Annotated in this window: 1 protein-coding gene and 1 pseudogene; both read right to left on the bottom strand. The window is 40.3% G+C overall.

All coding sequences use genetic code 11. The features are described 5' to 3' along the window. Window positions 1-602: 602 nt before the first annotated feature. Window positions 603-3,032, bottom strand: coding sequence for a polysaccharide biosynthesis tyrosine autokinase (locus AAC037_RS22000; protein ID WP_339905645.1), 2,430 nt, complete (start codon window positions 3,030-3,032; stop codon window positions 603-605). A 6-nt stretch (window positions 3,033-3,038) separates the two neighbouring features. Next, a pseudogene (locus AAC037_RS22005) lies at window positions 3,039-3,462 on the bottom strand (sugar transporter); the annotation flags it as partial.

Here is a 3,462-nt window from a genome sequence, read left to right on the forward strand (position 1 = left end):
GGTCAACCTATGGCTTCGACTCCGCTCAGCAGCCGGTGAAGAAAAACCGTCCAAAATCCCCCTTACCCCCTTTTTAAGGGGGATTTTGATTTTTCTAATTGAGACGGTTTTGGATTTGAATAGTAGTGCTTTTGTCCACTTCAATTTCTTAAGTCCTGCGATATAATTCTTTTGCAGCCAACTCCCCCTTTTCAAAATCAAGGTCATTTCAACTCTTTGACAAGGGGTTTTACCCCTGGCTATTATAGTTTCAGCCCTTTAGGCTTTTAGAGATACTTTGTTGCTGAGTGTTTTGAGGATTTAAGTATAGGTTAACCTATGGCTTCGACTCCGCTCAGCCGCCGGTGAAGAAAAAGCCGTCCAAAATCCCCCTTACCCCCTTTTTAAGGGGGAGTTTATTTTTTCTAATTGAGACGGTTTCGGATTTGAATAGTAGTGCTTTGCTTATCTGTATCCAACTTTATACAGCTTCGCCTCCTCAGTCCCATTTGATGGGAAAGAGCAGTAAGCAAAAGAAAGATTTAACAACTCCCAAGTAAAGCCTTGAGATTAAAAGGTGAAATAATAGGGCAAAGGGTTAATAATGGGCTTAAGCTTATTGGCTACTTTAATTTAAACAATTTTTTAAAGAAGTTCCTTTCTTTATTGTCTTCTGCATAATAGCCATAGCCATAGCCATAACCGTAACCGTAGCCCGTTCCATAGCCATAGTGCTGGGCATCCTTATCCACCCCATTAAAAACCATATAAGCTTCTTTTAGTATGGCCTGCTTTTTTAAATTATTGATATGGTCTATGAACTGCTTTTCACTGTAATTGTAGCGTACCACAAAGAGGGAGATATCTGCTAACCTGATTAGGTCTAAGGTTTCAGAAACCAAACCCACCGGTGGGGTATCCAATATCACCATATCATAGCGTCCCTTCATTTCCGCTAGCAATTGGCCAAAACGATCGGTAATCAACAATTCTGCCGGATTGGGTGGAATTGGCCCGGACACAATGACATCCAGGTTTTCGTAGGCCGTTTTTTGGATCACCTTGTCCACATCCTCTTGATTTTGACTCAGGTAGGTAGACAAACCTTCTTTATTGTTTATCCCAAAATCCTCAAAAATCTTGGGCTTCCGCATGTCGCAACCAATCAGTAGGGTTCTTTTATTGCTTAGGGCATAGACTGAAGCCAAATTGATGCTACAAAAAGTTTTTCCTTCACCCGAAATACTGGAAGTAATCAAAATTACTGAACTCTTGTCTTTGGGAAGGATAAAGTTCATATTGGCACGCAAAGAACGAAAGGCTTCTGTAATGCCGGAGCGGTGTTTCTTTAAGACTACCAAATTGTCATTCTCTTCACTTTCTCCAACGGTGGAAATTAAATTAAGATCGGCCTTTCTTTCCAGTTCTTTTCCATCCTTGATGGTATTGCTTAAAAAAGCGCGTGCAAAACTGATCCCAATGGGCAAGGCTACACCTAAGATTAGGGCGATTAAATAGGTGAGTGCCGTTTTTGGACTTATAGGAATGGGATTAATTAAAGCGCTTTCGATGATTTTATTGCTGGGGGTATTCGAAGCCCTTGTGATGGCTGATTCAGCGCGTTTTTCCAACAAAAAAGTGTACAATTCTTCATTCAAGGAAAACTCTCGCTGAATGCGCAATAAGTTTTGCTCGGTTTGGGGCAAACTACTGAAAGTACCGGTAATTTTATTGATCCGTTCTTGCAGGTCCTCAATCAAAAGCTGGGCATTATTGTCAACATTTTGAAGCAATTCTAAAATAGAAAGATTCAGGTCTTTAATTTTTCGATTCACTTCCCTAAGGGGTGGTGAAATTTCCGTCAATTTGGAGGCATGCATGGATTTCTCTGCTTGCAATTCCAATAGATTGGTAATCAGGGTGTTTAGAATGGGGTCCTCTATACCCAAACCTGAGGGAACCACCACCTGATTGTAATCCTCCCTTTCCAAGTACTTGGTCAATTGCTGGTAATAGTCCCTTTTGAATTTTTCCTTGGCCAATTCATTTTCTAGTTCCTTTAATTGTTCAAAGATGGCGGTGCCTTCCGAGCTCAAATCATAAATGGAATTGTTGGAGCGAAAGTTTTCCAATCTATTTTCTATAAACATTAAGGAATCAGACAAAACCACCAGTTGGGCATCAATAAAATCGATGGTATTGGTGGCCATGGCATTCTTCTCCTGCAATTCGTTTTCCAAATAAACTTCTTGCAAGGTATTTAAATAATCCCTGCCTTTTTCAGGCGTATGGGTATTAACGGTCAGTTTAAGAATGGTGGACTGCTTGTCCATGGCAGCAATTTGCAAATTTTCACCGGTATAATGGTTAATCAACCCATGTCGATCTCTAAAACGAATGATCATTTCCCCACTGTCTTCAGCAGATGTGAGCCCTACTTTAAATCGGTTCATGGGCAGCTCTACCCATTCATTAAAATTGTATTTTTGTGATGGGGAACCGGGATTATCTAACTTTTTTCTTCCATCCGTATCAGGGAAAATTTGGGTATAGGATTCACTTATATAAGAGACGGTAAACTGTTTTCTATCTGTCCATTGGATTAAAAGATCTCCGTTGGTCAATTGGGGATGGTTCCAATCTACTGCTACAGCAACCGGGGTATTTTGGTACACTTCAGTAGTTAAGAACCTACCCTGCGCATAATATTCTACATCAAAATTTAAAAGATCCAGGGCTGCATTGGCTATGGGTCTGGACTTAAGAATAATCATTTGGTTACCTAATTCCATATCCCCAGAGCCCCCCATATTTAAACCGGCTGATTCAAATAAACTAAAAGGGTTTTCTTTTTCTTTGACAAAAAATTTGCTGGAAACCTGGTATTCCGGGACGGAATAACGGAGGCTTATATAAGCGATCCCTATCGCTACAATAACAGAAAACGCTATATAGGGCCAAATTCGCCAGATTCTTAGCAATAAGTCTTTGATATCAATTACTTCTTCCTCCTGACCTATCACCGGAGTTCTATTAGCTTCAGATTGGTTCATTTGCAATTATTTGATGGCGTTCAATACAAGTAAAACAGCAGAAAGCGTAGTGACCGCCAATTGGAAGGTTTGGACAAAATTTACTCCGGTTCCCAATTCCCGAATTTTCATGGGTTCTGCATAAAGCATATCATTGGGACGAATGAAATAGAACTCTGATTCGATCAATCTTTCGTCATTTAAATTGATTCTAAAGGTTTTGGTTCCCTCAGGATATTGACGCATCAACACCAATTGATCCCTTTTGGCCGTGGTGGTCAAATCACCTGCATGTGCAATGGCCTGAAAGATGCTAATGCGATTCTGCAAAATGGTAAAATTACCGTTGTTTTTGAACTCTCCCAAGGCCGAAAAGCGAATACCTCCCAAACGTACCCTTACAAAAAAGTCTTCTTCATTGACATAATTTGATAATTCAGACTCAACCAAG

The sequence above is a fragment of the uncultured Cyclobacterium sp. genome, from assembly GCF_963976465.1.
Lineage (GTDB): Bacteria > Bacteroidota > Bacteroidia > Cytophagales > Cyclobacteriaceae > Cyclobacterium.

What these genes read in the sequence shown, in the direction of transcription:
- AAC037_RS22000 (WP_339905645.1), bottom strand. Translation starts at nt 3,032, where the DNA reads ATGAACCAATCTGAAGCTAATAGAACTCCGGTGATAGGTCAGGAGGAA.